The organism is Amycolatopsis sp. AA4 (assembly GCF_002796545.1).
Lineage (GTDB): Bacteria > Actinomycetota > Actinomycetes > Mycobacteriales > Pseudonocardiaceae > Amycolatopsis.
The window spans coordinates 1,139,168-1,155,297 of record NZ_CP024894.1; the positions used below are offsets into that span (position 1 = coordinate 1,139,168).

The window sequence follows — 16,130 nt, forward strand, 5'->3', positions numbered from 1 at the left end:
TCTGATGAAGGACCAGGTCAAGGCCGATGCCCGGGCGGAGTTCGGGGCCGCCCGGATCGCGCGGACCGAGGCGCTCGTCGTGGCCGCGGCGCGGGAGCTGTTTCTGGAACACGGCTACGCGGCCACCGCGCTGACGCAGGTCGCGCGGCGGGCCGGAGTCGCGCCGAGGACGGTGTACGTCCGCTTCGGGACCAAGGCGGCGTTGTTCCGACGAGTCATCGACGAAGCGCTCGTGGGGGACGCGGAGCCGATCGACGTCGCGCACCGGCCGCGAGCCCAGGACGCGATGACCGCCGCGACTTTGGCGGAACGGCTGAACGCGCTCGCGGACGTCACGGTCGGAATCGCGGATCGTGCCGGAGCTTTGCTGGAGGTCGCGGTACAAGCTGAAGGAGCGGAGCCGGAAATCGCTGAGGCAGCGCAGTCCGGGCGGCGGGAGACAGCACGGCTGTGCAAGGAATTCTGGTCCCGCGCGGCACAGGACGGCCTTCTTTCGTCCACTGTGGACATCGAGCAATTCGCGAGCACCACGGACGCCCTGCTGTGCGCGGACACGATGGTGCATCTGCGGCGCGTCAAGGGCTGGGCCGCGGCGGAATACGGCCGCTGGCTGCGAACGGCGCTGGTTGCCCTGTCCGAGGCGTCCGGATAGGTTGCGATCATGGACATCGAGGTGCTCGTGTTCGACGTGCTCGGCACGCTTGTCGACGAACCGGCCGGAATCCGGGCAGGGATCCGGAAATTCGCGCCCTCGCTCGCTGACCCGGAGGTCGAAGACCTGCTTTCGGTGTGGCAGAAGCACGTCGAGCGGGAGCAGGGCCGCATTGTCGCCGGGGAACGGCCGTACGTCGCGAGTGACGTCATCGACCGGGAAGCCGCGCAGGCCGTCGCCGACGCTGTCGGTGCCGGCGATGCCGCGGAGCTGGCGCTCGCGGCTCGGCAGCTGCCGCCGTGGCCGGACACCATTGACGGGCTCGCCCGCCTCGCCGAACGATTCCCGCTGGTCGGACTGTCCAACGCGAGCCGGACCGTCCTGCTCGACCTGTGCGCGAACGCCGGACTGCGCTGGCACACCGTGCTGTCCGCCGAAAACGCCCGCACCTACAAGCCGGCTCCGGACGTCTACCGGCTCGCCGTCGACGTCGCCGGCCGCGAGCCGGAGCGACTGCTGATGGTCGCCGCGCACGCCTGGGACCTGCGCGGGGCGCAAGACGCCGGGTTCCGGACCGCGTACGTCAGCCGTCCGGTCGGCGATCCGCCCGCCCCCGCCGACCGGTTCGACCTGCGGGCCGACGGCCTCGCGGACCTCGCCGACCAGCTCGGACGCGGTCGCGGCTGAGCCCCGGACCCGGCATGATCTCGGGCGTGACAGCGCCCCGGGTGACCGATCTCAGCGACTTCGAACGCCGTCTGGTCGAGTCGGCCCGCGAGGGCGAACTGCTCGGCGCGGCCCAGATCGACGTCGCGGAGCTGGCCGAAACCGAAAGCCCGGACCACCTCGTGCGCGCGGAGGTCCTGCGCGACCTGCTCCTCGGCCGGCACGGCGAACTCGACCCGCGCGGGATCATGCTGAAGCTGGCGCGCGTCACCGGAAAACTGAACCTCGACGGCGCCACCGCGACCGCCGGGCTGATGCTGTTCACCTGCGTCTTCGACCAGCCGGTGCTCGCGCGCCAGGCGCGGCTGCCGCACCTGTACCTGATCGGCGGGCGCCTGCCGGGTCTGGACGCGTCCCAGGTGCGGATCGAGGGAGGCCTGCACCTTTCCGACGGCGTGCGGATCACCGGGAACAGCCCGAACGGGGCGATCCGGCTGATCGGCGCGCACATCGGCGGGAATCTGCAGTGCCGGGACGCGGAGATCTCCAATCCGGCCGGGTTCGCGCTCGAGGCGAGTTCGGCGGAGCTGGGCAACGGACTGTACCTGCACCAGGGAACCCGGATCACCGGCTCCTCGGCCGACGGCGCGATCCGCCTCAACGCCGCGCGCATCGGCGGTCCGCTGGAATGCCAGAGCATCACGGTCTTCAACGACCGCGGCCCGGCCGTCGAGGCGGAAAACCTGACCGTCGGGCGCAGCGTGCTGATCCGGGACTCGAAGCTGAGCGGCAACGGGGAGATCGGCGCGGTGCGCTTGCAGGGCGCGCAGATCGGCGGGCAGCTCCAGTTCTCCGCGACCACGCGCGTCACGTCCCCGGAGGGCAGGCTGCTCGGGCTCTCCGACGCCAAAGCCACCACGGTGTTCCTGCCGGACGGCCTCGTGTGTCCCGACGGAAGCTCGAGCCCCGAATGCGCCCACACCGAACTGGTGTGGCTGGACGAATTCACTTACGCCGCCATCGATCCGGCCTTCGGCTGGCGGCGGTGGCTGCACCTGCTTCGCTGCCACACCGAGTATTACGACGCCACCGGTTACCAGAAGCTGGCGGCCGTCGAACGGACCGCGGGCCACGACGGCAACGTGCGCGCCATTCTGATCGCACAGCAGGACGACCTGCGCCGCCGCGCGCCGGAAGCGCTCGGCGGGCGGATGTCGCGGCTGTTCCACTGGCTTTGGGGTGCGCTGGCCGGATACGGCTACCGCGCGCGACGTACGGCGGCGGCGTTGCTGCTCGCACTCGTCGCCGCGGGCGTGCTCGGATTGTGGGCCGGGGCAACGGAAACCCGCCCCGGGCACCACGCGGCGGAACGGGTCGCGACGGGAGCGGCGTGTTCGCCGGTGGAGCTGATCGGCCTGGGACTGGACCGGGGGTTGCCGATCGCGCCGACCGGTCTGCGGAGCCGCTGCGACCTCGACACCGCGAGCGTGCCCGGGCAGGTTTTCACGGCGGCGATCTGGGGCGTGCAGGTCGCGGTGTGGGGCCTGGCGACGCTGGCACTGGCCGGGTACACGAACCTGGTCCGCAAAACCGGCTGACTTCCCGCGCTGCTCACAGCAGATCTGCCGTCGGCAGCGAAAGCGGCGGCGACGGGTCCCGCGGCGGCACAGTCGGGGCATGACCAACGAATCGACTCCGCCGATGTTCGACCAGCGGCTTCGGGAACGGTTCCTGAGCCAGCGGGTCCTCGTACTGGACGGCGTGCTCGACGACGACAACGGGACGGTCCTCGCGACCCAGATGCTGTCGCTGGCCGGCGAGGACCCGGTCAAGGACATCGCGCTGTGGATCCACTCGCCCGGCGGTTCGGTCCCGTCGATGCTCGCGATCCGCGACGTGATGCGGCTGGTGCCCTGCGACGTGTCGACGCTCGCGCTCGGGCTGGCCTGCAGCGCCGGGCAGTTCCTGCTGTCCGCGGGCACTCCCGGGAAGCGATTCGCCCTGCCGCACGCGCGAATCCTGATGCACCAGGGATCCGCGGGAATCGGCGGCTCGGCCGTGGAGGTCGAGGTGCAGGCCGACGACCTGCGGTACACGCGGGACACCGTGCTGGGCCTCACCGCGCAGGACACTGGACAACCGTTCGACCGCATTTTCGCCGATTCCCTGCACGACCGGTGGTACACCGCCGCGGAGGCGAAGGACTACGGCTTCATCGACCAGATCGTCGACCGCCTGGAGCAGGTCGTGCCGGTGCGCACGCACGCGATGGGCCTGGGGGTACGCGCATGAGCACCTACACCATCCCGAACGTCGTGACCCGCAGTCCCGGCGGCGAGCGGATCATGGACGTCTACTCGCATTTGCTGTCGGAACGGATCGTGTACCTGGGAACGGCGATCGACTCGGGCGTCGCGAACGCGTTGATCGCACAGTTGTTGTTCCTGGAGTCGGACAACCCGGAGCAGGAAATCAACCTGTACATCAATTCCGAGGGCGGCGACCCGGCGGCGATGCTGGCGCTGTACGACACGATGCGCTTCATCAAGGCCCCGGTGGCGACGACCTGCGTGGGCCAGGCGGTGGCGACAGGCGCGGTGCTGCTCGCCGCCGGCGCCGCTGGCCGCCGCTCGGTGCTGCCGCACGCGCGCGTGGTGCTGCATCAGCCGGCCGCGCAGGGCCGCGGGACGATCCCGGACCTGATCCTGCAGGCGGACGAGGTGATCCGGGTCCGGACGCAACTGGAGGAGATCACGTCCCGGCACACCGGCCACGACGTCGCGGAGCTGCGCCACGACACCGACCGAGACCGGGTTTTCGACGCGGCCGGGGCGGTGGAGTACGGGCTGGCGGATCAGGTGATCGAAGCTCGCCCGTGAGGCGGGGCGCGGGCCGGGGCGGGGTTCCGGCCCGCGGCTTCGCTGTTCGGGCCCCTCGGTCCTCGTTCGGGCGGGGTGATGGGTTGGTCGATGGCCTGCTGGTGGCGGTTCTTGTGCAGTGGCTTGGGCCGCCGCCGGTACCGGTTCGGCCGTGCGGTGTCGCTGGAGAGTCAGCGGCTCGGGTTCTCGCCCGCGGAGCGTGCCGCCGCCCGGGTCGGTTCGGGCTTTGCGGGGCGTTGGCCGCGGGTCGGTCCCCGGTCGCTGGCGATTCGGCTCAAGCCGCCATCAGCACCGGCCCGGCCGGACGCCGCGCAGGCCTCGGTCCGACGACGCTGATCCGCCGCAGGTCGCCGACGATTCCGCTCAGCAGGCCGGTCAGGTTGACCCCGAGCGCGCCGGTCACCGCGGCGATCATCTCGCTCGACGGTTCCTTCCGGCCGCGCTCGATCTCGGACAGGTACTGCGGCGAGATCCCGGCCCGCTCGGCAACGTCGACGAGCCGCTCGCCCTGGTTTTCCCGGGCGGAGCGGAGACTGCGGCCGAGGACCTCGCGCCACAGGGGTTCCGCCTCGTCGTCCCGGGCGGGGGCGCGGCGCTGGTGGAAAGGAAGGATGTCCGCCATAGGCCCAGCCTGGCATCCGCCGGGCCCGCGGCGACAGCGGTTCCGCTCAGGGCAGAACGCCAGGTCGTCATCCCGCGACTTGATTGCCGAGCATGATCACGCCGAGCACCAGCGCGAGCGCCGACGCCCCGAGGCCCACCCCGGACAGCGGCTTGGCCGTGCGCCGTCCGATGACGCCGACGAGCCCGCAGGCCAGCCCGGCGAACCCGAACGGGAGCGCGACGTAAGCCCGGACGCCGCTCAGGTCGATCGGCAGCAGCGGGACCACGCAGCCGAGAATGCCGAGCACCAGCGCCGCGACGCCCAGCCAGACGCCGTTCGCCGGAGCGGGCAGGGGGGAGTAGCCCGGGTATTGCTGGACGTTCGGCTGACCCGGCCCTGGTTGCGGCTGCCCGGCCGGTGGCCCTGGGTGCGTTGGCCACGCCTGCGGCATAGCCTGCTGCGCGGACCCGGAAGGCGGCAGACCGGCCGTCGTGCCCTGCGCGTCGTCCGACGGTGTTCCCTCGGTCGATTCGCCCGCCCTCGGCGGAGCCGGTTCGGACGTCGGGCCGTCAGTCATCGGGAGCTCCTCACCGCGCGAAAGAAAACTCGTCACACCTTAGAGCGCCGAGGTGAGAGGCCCAATCCACTTCGCGCAAGTCGGTAGGGTGCCTGGGAGGCAGGAACCGGCGACCGACGGGGTGACGCATGGACCGGCGCGAACTGATCGACCAGGCTCTCCGCGGCGTCGAGGCCTGGGAACGCACATGGGGTCCGTTCCCGCCGTCCCCGGCCAGCCAGCCGGACGTCGACCTGCCCGCGCTGCTCGACGCCTACGCCACCCGGATGGCCGCGTCCTTCCCGTTTTTCCACCCCCGCTACGCAGGCCAGATGCTCAAACCGCCGCATCCGGTCGCGGTCGCCGCCTACCTCGCCGCGATGGTGGTCAACCCGAACAACCACGCGCTCGACGCGTCGCAGGCCACCTCGCCGATGGAGGTCGAGGTCATCGCGGACCTGGCGCGGATGTTCGGGTTCGCGCAACCGTCGCTCGGCCATCTCACCTCCAGCGGAACCATCGCGAACCTCGAAGCCCTCTGGGTCGCCCGCGAACTGGCCCCGGGCAAGGCGGTCGTCCACTCGCGGGACGCGCACTACACGCACGGCCGCATGTGCCAGGTGCTCGGCGTGGAATCCCGCGCGGTGCGAGCACTTCCCGACGGTCGCGTTGATATGTCAGCGGTCGAAGCTGAAATCCGCAGCGGCGGCGTCGGCACGGTGGTGCTGACGCCGGGAACCACCGGACTCGGCGCGGTCGACGACATTCAGCAGGCCCTCGCGCTGAAGGAACGGTACGGAGTCCGCCTGCACGTCGACGGCGCATACGGCGGGTTCTATGCCTTGCTGGACGAATACGCGGCCTATCGCGCGATCGGCTCGTGCGATTCCGTCGTCGTCGACCCGCACAAACACGGCCTCCAGCCCTACGGATGCGGCGCGGTGTTGTTCGCCGACCCGGCAGTCGGCCGGTTCTACAAACACGATTCTCCCTATACTTATTTCACTTCCGACGAGTTGCACCTCGGGGAGATCTCCCTGGAATGCTCCCGCGCGGGCGCTGCCGCCGGAGCGCTTTGGCTTACCCTGCAAGCCTTCCCGCTGCAACGAGACCGCGGCCTCGGCCGATTGCTGTCCGCCTGCCGTCGAGCGGCGAACGATTTCGCCGGACTGCTCAAGGAGTCCGACCGGTTCGCGCTCCATCTGGAGCCCACTTTGGACATCGTCACCTACTGGCCTCGACGGACACGGATGAGCGAGATCACCGAAGCTGCCAATCTGATTCTTCAGAACGGCATGGCAGACAAGGAAAACCCGCTGTATCTGTCCACATTGCGCGTCGACGCGGATGCTTTTGCCGCCCTGCACCCGAATGTCGAACGCGACGCCGAGACGGTCACCATCTTGCGGTCGGTGCTGATGAAGCCCGAGCACGAGGCGTGGATCCCGCAGTTGAAGCAAGCACTCGACCGGCTGGCGGACTGAGCCGATCGCCGGAACGACATCGCCGCCGAGCGTGACGCAGGGTTGAACCGTTGATCGGCCTCCCGCCGGAGCTCTGGGATTCGCGCAGGGTGCGGCTTTGCTCGCCTCGATTGTCGGCTCCCTCGGGGGTGCGATGGCCGCTGCGGTGCTCGCCCCGCCCGCCGACCTCATCTTGCGGCTGAATTCCTCCGAGGTCCCGCGACCACTCCCGCCTGGGCATCCGACGAATCAGGCCGCAACTGTGACCTCCATCAACAACAAGCGCCAACAACATGCCGCGTATGCAACTATTGCTGAAGCCGACAAGAGGCACCAACACGCAGACCAAGGAGACGCGGGCTCATGCCACTAGCACTGGTAGCGCTGGCCATCGGGGCGTTCGGGATCGGCACCACCGAATTCGTGATCATGGGTCTTCTCCCCGAGATCGCCGCCGACTTCGGGGTGTCCATTCCCTCGGCCGGTTTCCTGGTGACGGGTTACGCGCTCGGGGTCGTCGCGGGCGCCCCGGTGATGACCGTTCTCGGGACGAAGATCAATCGCAAGACCATGCTCATGCTGCTCATGGGCCTGTTCATCGCGGGGAACCTGCTTTCGGCGGTCGCGCCCGTTTTCGGGGTCATGCTCGCCGGGCGGATTGTCGCGTCGCTCGCGCACGGGGCGTTCTTCGGGATCGGCTCGGTCGTCGCGGCGGAGCTCGTCGCGCCGGACAAGCGGGCCGGGGCGATCGCGATCATGTTCACTGGCCTCACGGTCGCCAACATCGTCGGCGTGCCGCTCGGGACGTTCGTCGGGCAGGCGGTCGGCTGGCGGGTCACGTTCGGGGTCGTCGCGGCGCTCGGCGTCGTCGGGCTCGCCGGCGTCGCGAAGCTGGTGCCGGACCTGCCGCGGCCCGAGGGGGCGCATCTGCGCAAGGAGCTGGCCGCGTTCCGGAACGTCCAGGTGATCCTCGCGATGGCCATGACGGTGCTCGGTTTCGGCGGGGTCTTCGCCGCGATCACCTACATCGCCCCGATGATGACCGAGATCGCCGGGTATTCGGCGGGCGCGGTGACCTGGCTGCTGGTGCTGTTCGGCGTCGGCATGTTCCTCGGCAACCTGACCGGCGGCCGGTTCGCCGACCGCAAGCTCATGCCGATGCTCTACGTCAGCCTCGGCGGCCTCGCGATCGTACTGGCGCTGTTCACCGTCACCGCGCACAGCAAAGTCCTCGCCGCGGCAACGATTCTGCTGATCGGCGCGCTCGGCTTCGCCACTGTGCCGCCGCTGCAGAAGCGCGTTCTCGACCAGGCGCACGGCGCGCCGACGCTCGCCTCCGTCGTCAACATCGGCGCGTTCAACCTCGGCAACGCGCTGTCCGCGTGGCTCGGCGGCGTCGTGATTTCCGCCGGATTCGGTTACACCGCACCGAACTGGGTCGGGGTCGCGCTCGCCGGTTCCGCGCTCGGCCTCGCGGTCTTGTCGGCCGCGCTCGAGCGGCGGCCGCGCGTCGCCGTGGCCGAACCCCTTGTCCAGCACTGAGAAAGGCAACATCCATGAAGATCCGCCTGAACAACGGCGTCGAAATTCCGCAGCTCGGCTTCGGCGTCTTCCAGGTCCCGGACGACGAGACCACCGCCGCGGTGGCCAGCGCGCTCGAAGCGGGCTACCGCAGCATCGACACCGCCGCGATCTACGGCAACGAAGCAGGCGTCGGCCGCGCCATCGCCGAGTCCGGGATCTCCCGCGAGGAACTCTTCGTCACCACCAAGCTGTGGAACGAAGACCAGGGTTACGACTCCACCCTGCGCGCCTTCGACGCCAGCCTCGCGAAACTCGGTCTCGACTACGTCGACCTGTACCTGATCCACTGGCCGACGCCCGCCCGCGACCGCTACCTCGACACCTGGCGCGCCCTGGAACACCTCGCCAAGGACGGCCGGATCCGCGCCGCCGGCGTCTCCAACTTCCAGCCCGCGCACCTGCGTCGCCTGCTCGACACCAGCGACCTCGTGCCCGCGGTCAACCAGATCGAGCTGCACCCGGGTCTTCAGCAGAAGGAACTGCGCGCCTTCCACGCCGAGCACGGCATCGCGACGGAAGCGTGGAGCCCGCTGGCCCAGGGCGCGGTCCTGACCGACCCGGCGATCACCGAAATCGCCGAGCGCACGGGCAAATCGGCCGCGCAGGTCGTGCTGCGCTGGCACCTGCAGCTGGGCAACATCGTGATCCCGAAGTCCGTGACGCCCGCCCGGATCCGGCAGAACCTGGACGTCTTCGACTTCGCGCTGACCGACGACGACCTCGCCGCGATCGCCGCCTCCGACCGCGGCCTGCGCACCGGGCCGGACCCGGATCAGTTCAACTGACCCGGCTTCCCGCCGCCGCTGCGGGTTCCTCTCTGGTGAACCGGCCGGGCGACGGGTGTGCGCGTGGCCGAGATGGGCTCGTGCGAAGTCCGTGAGGGGAACCCTAGGGGAATCAGAGTCCGTCAGGGTTCCCCTCACGAACCTCCGTGCCACGCGCTCGCAATTCGCGTCGGGTCGGCACGAGCGGGAACCCCGCCCGCTAAGGCGAAACAAACCCCGGCTAGTTGCGCACCAGGCGGGTAGCCGTGACCCCGTTGGGAAAAGCCGTTCGTTCCGCCACCGAAAACACCGTCGGGTCGAACTCGCCCGCCACCATCGGGATGCCTGCGCCCGCCACCACGGGATAGCTTTTCAGCACGATCTCGTCGATCTCCGGCAGCAGCGCCCCGGCCAGGGTGCCGCCGCCGCATAGCCAGATGTCCTTTTCCGTTTCCTCCTTCTTCAGGTCTCTCACCAGGCCGACCGGGTCGCCGGGGACGACGGTGACCGCCGGGTCGAGGTCCGGTTTCAGCGTGCTCGACACGACGTACTGCCGCAGGTGCGCATATGGGCTGGGGACGCTCGGATCGAGCTGGTGGGTCGCGCGGCCCATCAGGACGGTGTCGAACCGGCGGTTCGGGGCGTCCGCGAGGCCGAAAGCGGCGCGGAACGCGGTGGGGACGGTCTCCGGGTACAGCGAGTTCATGAATCCCATATATGCGGCGGTCTGCGGGGCGTCGCCCTGGGGGAAGAAGTCGAACTCGCCCGCGGGGCCGGCGATGCGGCCGTCGAGGGTGACCGCGATGTAGTACACGAGCTTTCGCATCTGATAACTCCGTCTGTAGTACTATGGTTGAAGTGGTTTGGACCGTACAACTACAACTGGAGTGGTGTCAAATGGTGCGGAGGAACGAACAGCGGCGGGCTGCGCTCGTCGACGCGGCGATCGAGGTCCTGGCGCGCGAGGGGGCGCGCGGGCTGACGTTCCGGGCGGTCGACGGCGAGGCGGGCGTGCCCGCGGGCACCGCGTCCAACTACTTCGCCAATCGGGACGAGCTGCTCACGCAGGCTGGCGCCCGGGTGTACGAGCGGCTGCAGCCGGACGACGACTCGATCCCGCCCGGTCGCGGGGACCGGGAGTCGTATGCCCAGTTGATGCGGGAGCTGGTCAGCCGGGTCGCGGGGTTCCGCACGGGGTATCTCGCGTTGCTGGAGCTGCGGCTCGAGGCCGCCCGGCGGCCGGAGTTGCGCAAGGTGCTGACGGAGCGCGTCCGGGCCGATGTCGACGCGAATGTCGCGTACCACCAAGCGTCCGGGCTGCCCGGCGACGCCACGGCGGTCAAGCTGCTGATTCTCGCGTTGAACTGGCTGATCGTCGAACAGCTGACGTTGCCGGACGTGTTTTCCGAGGCGGAACGGGAACAATTGATCACGGAAGCGGTCGAACGGATCGTCGCCGCCGAATAAGGACTATCCGGGAGAAAAAGAACCGTTTCCCATCCCGCCCTCGACCGATAATTTAGGTTTGCCTATCGTAAGCCGCGTGCAGTGGGCAGACGCGGTTCCGAACCTGATGATCGGCTTGCGCGAAGGGCTGGAAGCAGGCCTCGTGGTGAGCATCCTGCTGGCCGCGCTGCGCAAGATCCGGCCGGACGAAAGCGCGGAAGGTCCGGTGTCCACGGCCCCGGTATGGCTGGGCGTGCTGGGCGCGGTGACCGTAGCGGGCAGTTTCGCCACGATTCTCACCTTTTCCACCGATGTCCTTTCTTCGCGCGCCCAACAGATCGTCGGCGGCTCGTTGAGCGTGCTCGCGGTATTTCTCGTCACCGGCATGGTGTTTTGGATGCGCCGGACCGCGATGGGGCTTTCCGCGCAATTACGCGGCGAAGTCGAACGCGCGGTCGCGATCGGTGCGGGCGCGCTGACACTCACCGCGTTCCTGGCGGTCGGCCGCGAGGGCCTGGAGACCACGCTGTTCCTCTGGACGGCGGTGAAAGCGTCCGGCACCACGGTCGCGCCGCTGACCGGAGCGGCGCTCGGGCTCGGCCTCGCGATCCTGCTGTGCTGGCTGCTCTACCGTCGCGCCGTAAAACTCAACCTCGGCGTTTTCTTCAGCCGCACCGCTTTCGTGCTGATCGTCATCGCGGCCGGCGTCCTCTCCTACGGTCTCGGCGATCTCCAGGACGGGGGAGTGCTGCCCGGCCAGAGCTGGGTCGCGTTCGACCTCACCGGCACGCTCGACCCGAACTCGTGGTGGGTCTCGCTGATCAGCGGCGTCACCGAGCTCACGCCCCGGATGACCGTGCTGCAGGTGACGGCCTGGCTCGCCTACCTCGCCGTCGTGATCCCGCTGTTCGTCAAGGCCGGTCGGCAGCCGGTCGAACGCAAGCCCGCGAGCGAACCGGAACCGGCCGGGAAGTGGGAACGGCTGGCGGGCAAGCACACCGTGGTCGTCGCGGGCGCGCTGGTACTGGTGCCGGTCGCGGTCGCCGCTTTGGTGCTCACCGCGCTTCCCCAAGCCGCGACGGGTTCCGCGATCTCGGTGACCGACCACGACTGCGCGCCGGAATGGAAGTCCGCGCAGGCCGGGACGCAAACCATCACGGTGACCAACAAAACGGCCAAGGCGGGCGAGATCCGGCTAGACGACAGCAGCGGCGGCATCGTCGCGGAGATCGAGACAATCGGTCCGGCCACGAGCGCCACGATGTCCGCGACGCTCGCCAACGGGTCCTACACCTTCCACTGCCTGATGTCCGGTCAGGCCACGACCGCGTCGGCTCCGGTGCAGGTCAGCGGCGGTGGCACCAGCGACGGTCCGGCGCCGGTCAAACCGGTCACCACCGAAGATCTCACCGGGCCGAATCAGAAATATCTCGCATACGCCGCCCAGCAACTCGGCACCGTGTCGACTGGGGTGGGCACGGTCCGCGCCGATCTGGCTGCGAACAACACTGAGGCGGCGAAGAAAGACTGGCTGACCGCGCAACTCGCGTGGGAGCGCGTCGGCGCGTCCTACAACAGCTTCGGCGACGCGGGCACCGCAGTCGACGGCCTGCCGAACGGATTGCCCGCGAACACAGCCGATCCTGGCTTCACCGGGTTGCATCGCTTGGAGTACGGCTTGTGGCACGGCCAGGCTCCGGCGTCGCTGCTGCCGGTCGCCGACCAGCTCACCCAGGATCTCGCGGCCCTGCGCGGAAAACTCAACACCGACGACGTCGCGGGCGATCCCACGAAGCTGCCGATCCGCGCGCACGAAATCCTCGAGGACGCGATCCGCGACCATCTGTCCGGAATGGACGATCAAGGCAGCGGAACCGCGTACGCCGCGACGGATGCCGACATCGACGTCACCCGGACCGTCCTGGTTGAGCTGACTCCGCTGCTCAACGAGCGCGCCCCCGGCCTGGTCCAGACCGCCGCGAAGCAACTCGACACGCTGCACGAAGCGCTGGTCAACCACGCGCCCACGACCCTCGCCCAGCGGCAGGCCGTCAACGGCGCGGCCGGTGCGGTCGTCGAGACGCTGTCCGCGGTGCCCACTCTGCTCGAAGTTCCCCCGAGCCACTGATCGGCTGGTGAATCCCGAAGTGACGAACGTGAACCGCCGCAACTTCCTGAAAGGCGCGGCCGCCGGTGCGGCAGGCACCGCGCTCACCGGAGGCGTGCTGATCGGCGGTGCCCAGGCCGACGAGCGCTCCGCTGGCGCGGCACCAGCGCCGGCGACGGAGTACCCGTTCCACGGGGCCAACCAGTCCGGCGTGCTCACCCCGGCGCCGGCCGAAAAACAGGCTTCCGCGGCCTTCGTGGCCTTCGATCTGCTCAGCAACTCGAAGGCCGACCTGATTGCGCTCCTGCACACGCTCACTGACCGGGCCCGCTTCCTCGCCACCGGTGGCACGCCGCCGAACCTGGGCGTCGGAAGGCCGCCGTCGGACAGCGAGGTGCTCGGCCCGTCCGTGCTCGCCGACGGCCTCACCGTCACGGTTTCGTTCGGCGCGAGCCTCTTCGACCGCGTCGGACTCGCTGCGCGGAAACCGACAAAGCTGACCCCGATGAAGATTTTCCCCGACGACGCGCCGGAAGCCGCCTGGATGCACGGCGACCTGCTGATCCAGTTGTGTGCCAACAACCCGGACACGGTGCACCACGCACTGCGCGACCTCACCCGGCACACCCGCGGCGCCATGCAGATGCGGTGGAAAATGCACGGCTACAACCCGCCTCCGCGGCCGTCCGGTGCGGGCCGGAACCTGCTGGGGTTCAAGGACGGCACGGCGAATCCGGTCGGCGGCGAGGCGAGCGGGCTGGTGTGGGTCGACGATCCGGCCGAGCCCGCGTGGGCGCACGGCGGCAGCTACCAGGTGGTGCGGTTGATCCGGATGCTGGTCGAGTTCTGGGACCGGGTGTCGATCAACGAACAGGAGAAGATGTTCGGCCGCCGCCGCGATTCGGGCGCCCCGCTCGACGGCAACGCCGAAACCGACAATCCGAACTACGCCGCGGATCCGCAGGGCGCGGTGATCCCGCTGACCGCGCACATCCGGAAGGCCAATCCGCGCACGCCCGCCACCGACAACCAGCGCCTGGTCCGCCGCTCCTACAACTACGACCTCGGCGTGGACGCGAACGGGGAACTCCAGGCCGGGCACGTGTTCGTCTGCTATCAGCAGGACGTGCGGCGGCAGTTCGAGACGGTGCAGCAGCGGCTGGCCGGCGAGCCGCTGGTCGATTACGTGCAGCCGTTCGGCGGCGGATATTTCTTCACGCTGCCTGGCGTACGCGACCAGGGCGACTGGTATGCCAGCGGGTTGTTTGCTTAGCCTAACCTTGCTCGCGACGGTCGAGGTGCGGTGCAATGAGGTATGGACCTGTACTCGGTCGGCGAGGTGTCGGCGCGCTTCGGCGTGCCGGTGTCGACGCTGCATTACTGGGAAAGCTGCGGCCTGATCGAGCCGCGTCGCCGGTCTGGCTGGCGGGTCTACGACCAGGACCAGCTGTACCGGATCGCGCTGATCCGCACCTGGCGCGAAACCGGCCGGCTGAGTCTCGACGACATCGCGGTGCTGCTCGGGGTGCACGGCCAGTCCAGCGACTGGCGGGACACGGTCGCCGCCCGGATCGAGGAGATCCGGGAGCAGGTGACGCGGCTGCTCGACGCGCAGGCGTACCTGCAGCACCTCGTGCGGTGCCAGCACGACGGCCCGCTGGACGAGTGTCCGCACTTCCGCGCCGGGATCGAGCTGCCGGTCGCGAAGGCGGCCAGGTAGCCGGACCCGAGCACCCCAATGTGGCATTGGGTGCATGCGACGCACCCAATGTGGCGTTCGGTGCGTCTGACGCACCCAATGTGGCATTGGGGCGATGTGGGCCTGTGGGTGTGGCACCGGATTTTCCAGAGTGGCACCACGGGTTGACCTGGGGTTTTGTGGTGATGGGTGCCATGGTGGTGCCAAACTGAGCCAAGGTGGCTTGCGGTGGTGCCAACCGTGTGCCATAGTGGTGCCATGGACTTGACCACGTACGTAAGCAACCTCGGGCGGGAATTCGCGACGCTGGCCGAGGCCGGGGGCGAAGAGGGACGCGCGCTGGTCGAGCGGCTCACCGGATCGCTCGAATCGGCGATCCGGATGACCCTCCTGGACACCCTGTCCGGTGCCGTCGACGAGATCACCCGGGACCTCGCGCCCGGGTCGGTCGAACTGCGCCTGCGCGGCCGCGACCCGAACTTCGTCGTGACCGTGCCGCCCGCCGAACCCGCTCCGTCCGCCGCGCCCGCGGCCGAACCGGCTCCGGAGGCCGAACCGCTGTTCTCCGAGGACGGTCCGTCCGCGCGGATCAACGTGCGGCTGCCCGAACAGCTCAAGGCCGCGGTCGAGGAGGCCGCCGCCAAGGAGGGCCGTTCGGTCAACGCCTGGCTCGTCCGGGCGGCCACCGCGGCACTGCAGCAGCGGCCCGAACGCGAAGCGCGGTTCGAATCGACCGGCGGCACCTTTTCCAAGCAGAGTTTCACCGGCTGGGTCCGGTAATTCCGTAATTCGCTAACGCTTTTCCTCCGTCGCCGACCTGCGGAGACGGCACACCGAATACCGAAGTGGGGACAACCATGCCTAAATTCGACACTCCCGACCCGATTTCCGTCACCCTCGACCTCGGCGTCGGCCAGGTGCGATTCGCCGCCGGCGACCGCGCCGACACGGTCGTCGACGTCCGGCCGACCGACGAGACGGACTCGTCCGACGTCAAGACCGCGGAGCAGGTCCGCGTCGACTACAGCAACGGCACGCTGCACATCACCGGCCCGAAACTGCGGGCGTTCGACTTCTCCCGCAAGACCCGCTCGGTCGACGTGACGGTCGAACTGCCCGCCGGTTCGCGGGTCGCCGCCGAGGTGCAGGCGGGGGCGTTCCACAGCACCGGGCAACTCGGGCAGTCGCGGTTCAAGACCGCCGCCGGGAACGTCAGCCTCGACCGCACCGGTCCGCTGCGCGTCGACACCTCGGTCGGTCACGTCACGGTCGAGGGGATCGGCGGCGAGGCGGAAATCTCCACCTCGTCAGGCAAGGTCCGGCTCGGTCCGGTCGACGGGGCCGTGACGGTCAAGAACTCCAACGGCGACACCACGATCGAGTCCGCGTCCGGGGACGTCCGGGTGCGCTCGGCCAACGGCGACATCACCGTCGGACACGCCGGCGCGGGCGTCGACGCGAAGACGTCCAACGGGGCGATCCGGCTCGGCGAGATCGTCCGCGGTTCGGTCCTGCTCGAGAGCGCGATCGGCGACCTGCGGATCGGCATCGCCGAGGGCACCGCGGCCTGGCTCGACGTGAAGACCAACTTCGGCCACGTGCGCAACCAGCTCGAGACGTCGACCGGCGCCGGGGAGTCCAAGGAGACCGTCGAGGTCCGCGGGCACACCGCGTTCGGCGAAATCGTCATCCACCGTTCCTGACCAGAGT

The 16,130-nt window shown here is 69.3% G+C and carries 17 protein-coding genes; 14 read left to right on the forward strand and 3 right to left on the reverse strand.

Annotated features, from left to right (window positions below; all coding sequences use genetic code 11):
* The first annotated feature begins 4 nt into the window (after positions 1–4).
* The 5 genes from CU254_RS05560 to CU254_RS05580 all read left to right on the forward strand — a co-directional run bounded on the left by CU254_RS05560 (position 5) and on the right by CU254_RS05580 (position 4,197).
* Entirely contained in the window at positions 5–652 is a 648-nt protein-coding gene (locus tag CU254_RS05560; protein WP_100266711.1) for a TetR/AcrR family transcriptional regulator, read from the forward strand.
* 9 nt (positions 653–661) lie between these two features.
* A complete protein-coding gene (locus tag CU254_RS05565; RefSeq protein WP_009073571.1) occupies positions 662–1,339 on the forward strand; it encodes a haloacid dehalogenase type II in 678 nt (225 codons plus the stop codon).
* 26 nt (positions 1,340–1,365) lie between these two features.
* Entirely contained in the window at positions 1,366–2,916 is a 1,551-nt protein-coding gene (locus CU254_RS05570) for a hypothetical protein (RefSeq protein WP_158687991.1), read from the forward strand.
* Between the two features lie 79 nt (positions 2,917–2,995).
* On the forward strand, positions 2,996–3,610 hold the full coding sequence (locus CU254_RS05575) for a ClpP family protease (RefSeq protein ID WP_009073576.1): 615 nt from the start codon (positions 2,996–2,998) through the stop codon (positions 3,608–3,610).
* On the forward strand, positions 3,607–4,197 hold the full coding sequence (locus CU254_RS05580; protein ID WP_009073577.1) for a ClpP family protease: 591 nt from the start codon (positions 3,607–3,609) through the stop codon (positions 4,195–4,197). The genes CU254_RS05575 and CU254_RS05580 overlap by 4 nt, the downstream gene beginning before the upstream one ends.
* Positions 4,198–4,471: 274 nt before the next feature.
* Here CU254_RS05580 and CU254_RS05585 read toward each other — a convergent pair whose 3' ends face one another.
* Both CU254_RS05585 and CU254_RS05590 read right to left on the reverse strand, forming a co-directional pair.
* Entirely contained in the window at positions 4,472–4,819 is a 348-nt protein-coding gene (locus tag CU254_RS05585) for a helix-turn-helix domain-containing protein (RefSeq protein WP_009073579.1), read from the reverse strand.
* A gap of 67 nt (positions 4,820–4,886) precedes the next feature.
* On the reverse strand, positions 4,887–5,378 hold the full coding sequence (locus CU254_RS05590; protein ID WP_037712659.1) for a hypothetical protein: 492 nt from the start codon (positions 5,376–5,378) through the stop codon (positions 4,887–4,889).
* A 128-nt stretch (positions 5,379–5,506) separates the two neighbouring features.
* On the opposite strand from CU254_RS05590, the gene CU254_RS05595 reads away from it, so the two are divergent.
* The 3 genes from CU254_RS05595 to CU254_RS05605 all read left to right on the forward strand — a co-directional run bounded on the left by CU254_RS05595 (position 5,507) and on the right by CU254_RS05605 (position 9,189).
* Positions 5,507–6,841: an aminotransferase class I/II-fold pyridoxal phosphate-dependent enzyme gene (locus CU254_RS05595; RefSeq protein ID WP_009073583.1), complete on the forward strand. Its 1,335-nt coding sequence runs from the start codon at positions 5,507–5,509 to the stop codon at positions 6,839–6,841.
* A 342-nt stretch (positions 6,842–7,183) separates the two neighbouring features.
* The gene (locus CU254_RS05600) at positions 7,184–8,362 is read left to right on the forward strand and encodes an MFS transporter (protein WP_009073585.1); all 1,179 of its coding nucleotides are present in this window, start codon (positions 7,184–7,186) and stop codon (positions 8,360–8,362) included.
* A gap of 14 nt (positions 8,363–8,376) precedes the next feature.
* Positions 8,377–9,189 (forward strand): aldo/keto reductase, encoded by an 813-nt coding sequence (locus CU254_RS05605; RefSeq protein WP_037712661.1) that lies wholly within the window; start codon positions 8,377–8,379, stop codon positions 9,187–9,189.
* Between the two features lie 220 nt (positions 9,190–9,409).
* On the opposite strand, the gene CU254_RS05610 is transcribed toward CU254_RS05605, so the two are convergent.
* A complete protein-coding gene (locus CU254_RS05610) occupies positions 9,410–9,994 on the reverse strand; it encodes a dihydrofolate reductase family protein (protein WP_009073587.1) in 585 nt (194 codons plus the stop codon).
* Between the two features lie 71 nt (positions 9,995–10,065).
* Between CU254_RS05610 and CU254_RS05615 the strand changes: the two genes are divergently transcribed.
* The 6 genes from CU254_RS05615 (at position 10,066) to CU254_RS05645 (ending at position 16,123) form a co-directional block, all read left to right on the forward strand.
* A complete protein-coding gene (locus CU254_RS05615; RefSeq protein ID WP_037712664.1) occupies positions 10,066–10,635 on the forward strand; it encodes a TetR/AcrR family transcriptional regulator in 570 nt (189 codons plus the stop codon).
* A 76-nt stretch (positions 10,636–10,711) separates the two neighbouring features.
* Entirely contained in the window at positions 10,712–12,742 is a 2,031-nt protein-coding gene (gene efeU, locus CU254_RS05620; RefSeq protein ID WP_037712666.1) for an iron uptake transporter permease EfeU, read from the forward strand.
* Between the two features lie 19 nt (positions 12,743–12,761).
* Entirely contained in the window at positions 12,762–13,994 is a 1,233-nt protein-coding gene (gene efeB, locus CU254_RS05625) for an iron uptake transporter deferrochelatase/peroxidase subunit (RefSeq protein WP_037716634.1), read from the forward strand.
* Between the two features lie 42 nt (positions 13,995–14,036).
* Positions 14,037–14,441, forward strand: a complete 405-nt coding sequence (locus CU254_RS05630; protein ID WP_009073593.1) for a MerR family transcriptional regulator — start codon at positions 14,037–14,039, stop codon at positions 14,439–14,441.
* Between the two features lie 237 nt (positions 14,442–14,678).
* Complete coding sequence (locus tag CU254_RS05640; RefSeq protein WP_037712668.1) at positions 14,679–15,200, forward strand: YlcI/YnfO family protein; 522 nt, start codon at positions 14,679–14,681, stop codon at positions 15,198–15,200.
* Between the two features lie 77 nt (positions 15,201–15,277).
* A complete protein-coding gene (locus CU254_RS05645; protein WP_009073597.1) occupies positions 15,278–16,123 on the forward strand; it encodes a DUF4097 family beta strand repeat-containing protein in 846 nt (281 codons plus the stop codon).
* The last annotated feature ends 7 nt before the right edge of the window (positions 16,124–16,130 follow it).

Coding starts and splice junctions, on each gene's coding strand:
- CU254_RS05580 (WP_009073577.1), top strand. CDS start 3,607: ATGAGCACCTACACCATCCCGAACGTCGTGACCCGCAGTCCCGGCGGC.
- CU254_RS05630 (WP_009073593.1), top strand. CDS start 14,037: ATGGACCTGTACTCGGTCGGCGAGGTGTCGGCGCGCTTCGGCGTGCCG.
- CU254_RS05565 (WP_009073571.1), top strand. CDS start 662: ATGGACATCGAGGTGCTCGTGTTCGACGTGCTCGGCACGCTTGTCGAC.
- CU254_RS05605 (WP_037712661.1), top strand. CDS start 8,377: ATGAAGATCCGCCTGAACAACGGCGTCGAAATTCCGCAGCTCGGCTTC.
- CU254_RS05575 (WP_009073576.1), top strand. CDS start 2,996: ATGACCAACGAATCGACTCCGCCGATGTTCGACCAGCGGCTTCGGGAA.
- CU254_RS05590 (WP_037712659.1), bottom strand. CDS start 5,378: ATGACTGACGGCCCGACGTCCGAACCGGCTCCGCCGAGGGCGGGCGAA.
- CU254_RS05610 (WP_009073587.1), bottom strand. CDS start 9,994: ATGCGAAAGCTCGTGTACTACATCGCGGTCACCCTCGACGGCCGCATC.
- CU254_RS05600 (WP_009073585.1), top strand. CDS start 7,184: ATGCCACTAGCACTGGTAGCGCTGGCCATCGGGGCGTTCGGGATCGGC.
- CU254_RS05615 (WP_037712664.1), top strand. CDS start 10,066: ATGGTGCGGAGGAACGAACAGCGGCGGGCTGCGCTCGTCGACGCGGCG.
- CU254_RS05595 (WP_009073583.1), top strand. CDS start 5,507: ATGGACCGGCGCGAACTGATCGACCAGGCTCTCCGCGGCGTCGAGGCC.
- CU254_RS05585 (WP_009073579.1), bottom strand. CDS start 4,819: ATGGCGGACATCCTTCCTTTCCACCAGCGCCGCGCCCCCGCCCGGGAC.
- CU254_RS05560 (WP_100266711.1), top strand. CDS start 5: ATGAAGGACCAGGTCAAGGCCGATGCCCGGGCGGAGTTCGGGGCCGCC.
- CU254_RS05645 (WP_009073597.1), top strand. CDS start 15,278: ATGCCTAAATTCGACACTCCCGACCCGATTTCCGTCACCCTCGACCTC.
- CU254_RS05640 (WP_037712668.1), top strand. CDS start 14,679: ATGGACTTGACCACGTACGTAAGCAACCTCGGGCGGGAATTCGCGACG.